Here is a 6,041-nt window from a genome sequence, read left to right as displayed (position 1 = left end):
ACCTTGTACTCCTTTACCTTCTGTTATAGCAGATACATCTTTAGGTAATTCATTTTTTATTTCACGATTATCATAGTAAAAGTTAATATTTTTTATAGTTTGATTTGTCTCTGTCAATGTAATGATACTCATATTAGAAACGCCTCTAGTTATAAAGTTTGTTGCTCCTATGAATGGCTTTTTATTGTCTTCACTTTCACTTAATTCTGGAACATCGCCTCCATAATAAGAATTTCCTTGAAGTGTTATTTGTTGTCTAATCTTAATACCTTTTTCAAATAAATAGTCACCGTTTGGAAAATATATAACAGAATCTTTTAGTGATTCATCAGAAACAATATCTTGTATCATATCACTTACATCAGATTTTCCAGTAATGTCTATTTTACTGTTTAGCTCCAGCACATTAACCCAGTCTGGAGTTTTAGTTTCAATTGCCATGATTAATTCCTCCTTTTAAAATTTAAGTTATTTATATTTGTAGGAATAAATATATTTTTACTATAATTAGAGTAAATCTGTTTATCTTTATAATCTCAGAGATAATCTTTATGATAATAATATCCTTCCTACAATTTCTATGTTACTATAATAAAACACTGTATTAATAGTCGATTTGTTTATAAATTGTTTATAAATTGTTTATAAATAAATAATTTATGCTTCTAGGAAGATTTGAATTGATTATAGATGGAATAATAATTAACAGAAATAAAATTATAATATATAAAATAGTGTAAAAACCAATAGTTTTTGTTAATATTAATAGATAAAGATAATCTAAGGTGGTGATTAAAGTGACAATAGAAGAATACAAAAATAAATACTCTACAGGAAATAAAATTGTACTTCCTCTAAATAGTTTTGATAATAAGAAACTATACTATCATGAGACTGAGAATATATTAAATTTAATAAATGAAACAAATAAATTAACATCAAGTAAGATATTTAAAGTAATAGAAGATAAAAATGACTTGGCACTGGAGTCTTATTATTCTAGTGTAATAGAGGGTGCTTTTTCAACTAGAAAGATTGCAAAATCTATAATTAGAGGAAAGATGAAACCAAGTAATAAAAGTGAGTATATGATTTACAATAATCATAGAGCCTTAGAATATGGATTAGATAACTTAGATAAATTGTATAGTCACAAATTTATATATGACTTACATCATATATTGGGTGAAAACTGCTTAGATTCAGAAGAGTACGAGTATAGAACTGAAAAAGTATATGTATGTGATTCAAAAGGTAAGATTATACATACAGGGCTTGATTCTTTGAAGATATATGACTTTATGGGTAAATTAATAGATTTTATGGAAAATAGCAAAATTAGTGATTTAATTAAAAGTGCGATAATTCACTTCTATTTTGTATATGTTCATCCATTTAGTGATGGAAATGGGAGAACTTCAAGAGCATTGTCTTACTTGTATTTAATTAATAAAGGATATGATACTTTTAAAGAGTTTTCAATATCATATATAATATCTAAAAATAGAACTAAGTATTATAAGGCTATACTTGATGTAGAGAATAAGGGATATAATTTAACTATATTTATAGAGTTTATGTTAAAGTCTATAATACAATCTATAAATGAAATGCGTAACATGCATGATAGAAAGTCTTTAGAGAGTGTGTTGAAAGAGGAGTTATTTGAAAATGATATTACTCTATCATCAACAGAAGAACATATATTAAAATATATTTGTAATAAAGATAACTATTCTATGACATTAGAAAACTATATTAAAAAGAATAAAAGTAGATACTTAAAGGCTGGAATAAAGGAAATCGAATTAGTTGACCAGTTGATGGAAGTGTTTAATAATCTTGAAGAGATAGAGATTTTATCTAGAGAAAAGGATGTATATAAAGTTAATGAGAAGTACTTAAAAATGCTTGATATAGATTAAAAGTTTATTATAAAATATTTTACATAAAGAAATGAATCCTGTTATAAGGATTCATTTCTTTATATAATTTACTTTGAATAAAGTACTTATAATAATTTATAATAATTTACAGTTTCTTTTCCAATAGGTTCAGAGCCAACTTTTATCCATTCTCCTCCATAGGTAGATTTTATCTTAGAAATATCTGAATCTGTTGATTTAACAACAAGACCCGGACAAGGTCTAAATATATTTTTTCGATTATTGCCATCTTTAAAACTAAACATACCATTTTGTAATAGGAATAAATTTTCGTTTTTGCGATAGTCCACTGAATTAATTCCATTAATAATTTCTGGAATAGATGAGTCAATAAATATATAATCATTAGAGTTATTTTGTAACCTTAAATTTCCACCTCCGTCTACTGATTTTACTATATAATCATAAGCATCTATGCTACATTTCAGTGTAGAATTTGGTATTTGAAGAGTTTCAAATACATAAACTTTATGCTTATATTCTAAACCATCATCCCAGTTATCTTTATTATCACTAATTAGATTAAAATGGCAATTAGTAAAATAGTTTCCAGAAAGTAAAGAATATGCTCCTACTTTTTCCTCTTTTATCTTTAAATAAGTATCATAATCTGTATTATAATAACGTTGCCCACATCTTCTTATAATTCCAGATATATAAGTATCTCTTATTGCACCAAATAGAAAACCACAATGCCCACATTGATCAATTGTAATATTATCGATTTTGTAACTACCAAATGCCTCAAGACCCTCAATTTGGCTACTTCTAAGACCAACTTGTTGTATCTTTTCAATTCTTACACTATTTATACTAGTTCCAGTCATAATTCTCATTCCATTTTTACATTTATATATTCTGCTGTTAGAAATAATTGCATCGATACCTGTATCAATACCTAACCCACAAGAGGTAACTGTAATGTCATTTGAAATTGCATAATATGGTATCTGAATTCCTATGCCTGAGAAACCACTTATATAAAGATTTTCATAATGACCAAGACCTCTGTGAACATTAGCCAAACCATCAGTTGTAATTGCTGACACACCCTTCATTTCTTCATTATTCTCATTTGTCTTAATGAGCATTTCATAATGATAATGTGGATTTCCTTTTGTTGGGGGTTCATCATGAACAATCATCTCACAGCTGTCAGAATAAAAACTTATATTTTTAATACATTGTTTCATTTTTTTTAATGTAATAATACTCATATTAGGAACTCCTCGTGTTATAAATTCTGTAGCAGATGTTGATGCATCAGAATCTCCTAATAATGTAATTTCTTTATCAATTGTGATACCAGTTTTAAATAAGTATTTACCTTTTGGGAAATATAAAATACAAGACTTAAATGGTAGCTTATCAATAACTTCCTGTATGAAAGGTCCCACATCTTCTGAACCATCGTTTTTGATCTTAGGATTTTTTTCTAATATGTTAATTGTTATTTCATTTTTAATTTCTTCCATAATATTATTTATTCCTTTCTTATTTACTCAATACCAAAATATTATGTATTTTTGGTATTAGATGAATTTTTTATAGTTATAAATTTAACTATACTATAACAACTAGACTACTAGTAACGTGCTAGTTTAAATACCATACATTTGCTTATTTTTCTATCATTTTATGATATCTTACCGCCATTCCAAACTCTACTTTTTCAGCAATTTTCTCCCATTTTCCACCATAATACTGAGCAACTGTATCGCTACTTTCATTTCCTGTTGTCATAATATCATTTATCTGTGGAGTATACATTTTAATATCTTTATCATCACTATTTATATACATCTCACCTTTTTTTATCATAATTTTGCCATTATGCTCTTCTTCAGATATATCAACTCCATTGATACTACTTATTTTTCCATTATAAAATATAACAGTTTGTTTTTTATTATTGTATATTAGGTTTCCTTTTTCTAACTCAACAACCATGTCAGTAGCATCTACAGGGCATCTTAATAACATATTATTGGTTTCAAGAGCTTTTATAAGGTATACCTTATGCGGACTATATCTTAGATCCCCTTTTCCTTCATTAAATTTATCTTTCCCTTTATCATCCCAATAATCTACATTACTATTTGAGATTGTTATATTACTTGACTCTATTGAATTCCCATAAAATAAAGAATATGCTTCATTAACTCTATTATCTAGCTTTAAGTAGTCATCATAGCTAAAGTTAAAATAGTATTGTCCACATCTTAAGATATTTGCTGATATGTGTGTATTAGACATCGAATCAAACTTAAATCCGCAATATCCACATTGGTCAATTGTAATATCTGTAACCAAGTTTGAGCCCTCACCAACATTATCAATACCAACCTTACCAACTTCTTCTACTCTCATACCATTAATAAAAGTTCCTGTAGAAATCTCCATTCCATAATCACATCCCCAAGTCTTTCCATTAGTAATTATTGAATTTTCTCCTGTACTAATTCCACGATTACACGAAAAAACAGTAATATCATTTACTGTGGAATTATTAGGCATCTTAAGTGCAATTTCACCAAAACCACCAAAGTCTACATTTTCATAATGACCAGGCCCTTCTGATACATTTTCACATACAATTGCTGATATACATTTCCCTTTGTGTTCACTTTTGAATATTATTTCATGATGAAATCCTGGTTCTCCATTTGCAGGAGGTACATCAGGTGACTCCGCATTCTTGCAGTTATCTGATTGAAAAGAAATACTTTTAATACAATGCTTTACTCCCTTTACCGTTATCATTGTAAAACTTTCCATTGTACCATTTGCTTCATCTTCTTTATCAAATTTACCAGAAAATTGTGTTGTTCCTGAAAAAAAATAATCATTATCTGGATTATTTGACCTAAAATATGCATCTCCACATAGTGTTAATCGTTTGTTAATCTCTATACCACTTGTAAATAAGTACTTACCTCTTGGAAAATATATAATAGAGTCTTCTGGTGCAGCATTTATAATTTCTTGCACCCTAGAACTTACATCTTCTTTTTCCTCATTACAAACTCCATAATTTAAAACATTAATCCATCCATCTGTTTCTTTAATTATTATAGGTTCTCCCATAATTCACTACCTCCTCATTTTGAAACTAATCATTTATTTTTTTATAATAATACATAGGCTCTCCATTAAGTGTTTTTACACCAATTTGTTCCCATGTTCCACTATGCAATTTACTTATCTCTTCTTCTGAATCTAATATTGAAGATATAACAGAATTCTTCTGTAGTTTAGGAACTACTAAATCTTTTCCACCATCATCTACATAAAGTGTATTGTCAATTATCTTAAGTAAATCACCTTGATTTACATCAGAAACTTGAACTCTGCCTACAGAACAAATCTCACCATCATAAAACTTATAAGTATTTCTACCATTTTCTAATAGCAAGTTACCTTTTGCACATTGTATAAAGCTATCAGCTTCAGCATCACATTCTAGAGTTACATTAGTTGTTTCATTCGCTTTGATTACATGTATCTTACGCTCTAGACCATTTTCTAGAGTATCAACATTATTATTCATCAATACAATATTGCAGTTGTCTAAAGTGTCTCCATAAAGTATAGAATAAGCTTCTTCTTTTTTATCTGGAAGATTTTTATAAGTATCATAGTCAACGTTTTTATAATATTGACTACAGTTAGTAAATCTTGCAGTTATCTGGCTATGAGACATTTTTCCAAACATAAATCCGCAGTATCCACATTTATCAACTGCAAGATTCATCATAAGATTGAAACCAAGCCCTTTATTATTAATACCTACTTCTTGAATATCTTCTATTTTTACATTGTTTAAGCTGACACCAGTTGTAATTTCCATTCCATTTTTACATTTATGAATCTTACTACTAGAAAGCATAGATTTTTCTCCAAGTTTTATACCAAGACCACATGAGGTAACAGTAATATCATTACCAGTTGCATAAAGTGGAATTTCAATTCCTGTTCCCGAAAATCCAGAAATATATAGATGTTCAAAATGTGATAGACCTTGTACTCCTTTACCTTCTGTTATAGCAGATACATCTTTAGGTAATTCATTTTTTATTTCACGATTATCATAGT

5 protein-coding genes are annotated in these 6,041 nt (G+C 27.9%); 1 reads left to right on the top strand and 4 read right to left on the bottom strand.

What is annotated here, in order from left to right; genetic code table 11:
* Window positions 1-441, bottom strand: a 441-nt coding sequence (locus KGF52_RS19955) for a glycoside hydrolase family 55 protein (protein WP_227841387.1), incomplete at its 3' end; no start/stop codon positions are given.
* A 356-nt stretch (window positions 442-797) separates the two neighbouring features.
* Here KGF52_RS19955 and KGF52_RS19950 point away from each other — a divergent pair.
* Window positions 798-1,925 (top strand): Fic family protein, encoded by a 1,128-nt coding sequence (locus tag KGF52_RS19950; RefSeq protein WP_227841386.1) that lies wholly within the window; start codon window positions 798-800, stop codon window positions 1,923-1,925.
* Window positions 1,926-2,011: 86 nt separating this feature from the next.
* Here the strand turns inward: KGF52_RS19950 and KGF52_RS19945 are convergent, their stop codons facing one another.
* The 3 genes from KGF52_RS19945 to KGF52_RS19935 all read right to left on the bottom strand — a co-directional run.
* Entirely contained in the window at window positions 2,012-3,421 is a 1,410-nt protein-coding gene (locus KGF52_RS19945; RefSeq protein WP_227841385.1) for a glycoside hydrolase family 55 protein, read from the bottom strand.
* A gap of 145 nt (window positions 3,422-3,566) precedes the next feature.
* Complete coding sequence (locus tag KGF52_RS19940; RefSeq protein ID WP_227841384.1) at window positions 3,567-5,033, bottom strand: glycoside hydrolase family 55 protein; 1,467 nt, start codon at window positions 5,031-5,033, stop codon at window positions 3,567-3,569.
* A gap of 25 nt (window positions 5,034-5,058) precedes the next feature.
* Window positions 5,059-6,041, bottom strand: a 983-nt coding sequence (locus KGF52_RS19935) for a hypothetical protein (protein ID WP_227841383.1), incomplete at its 5' end; no start/stop codon positions are given.

The organism is Clostridioides sp. ZZV15-6597 (genome assembly GCF_020657815.1).
GTDB lineage: Bacteria > Bacillota > Clostridia > Peptostreptococcales > Peptostreptococcaceae > Clostridioides.
The sequence above is the reverse complement of the archived record's forward strand: the minus strand, read 5'-3'. Positions and strand labels throughout refer to the sequence as shown.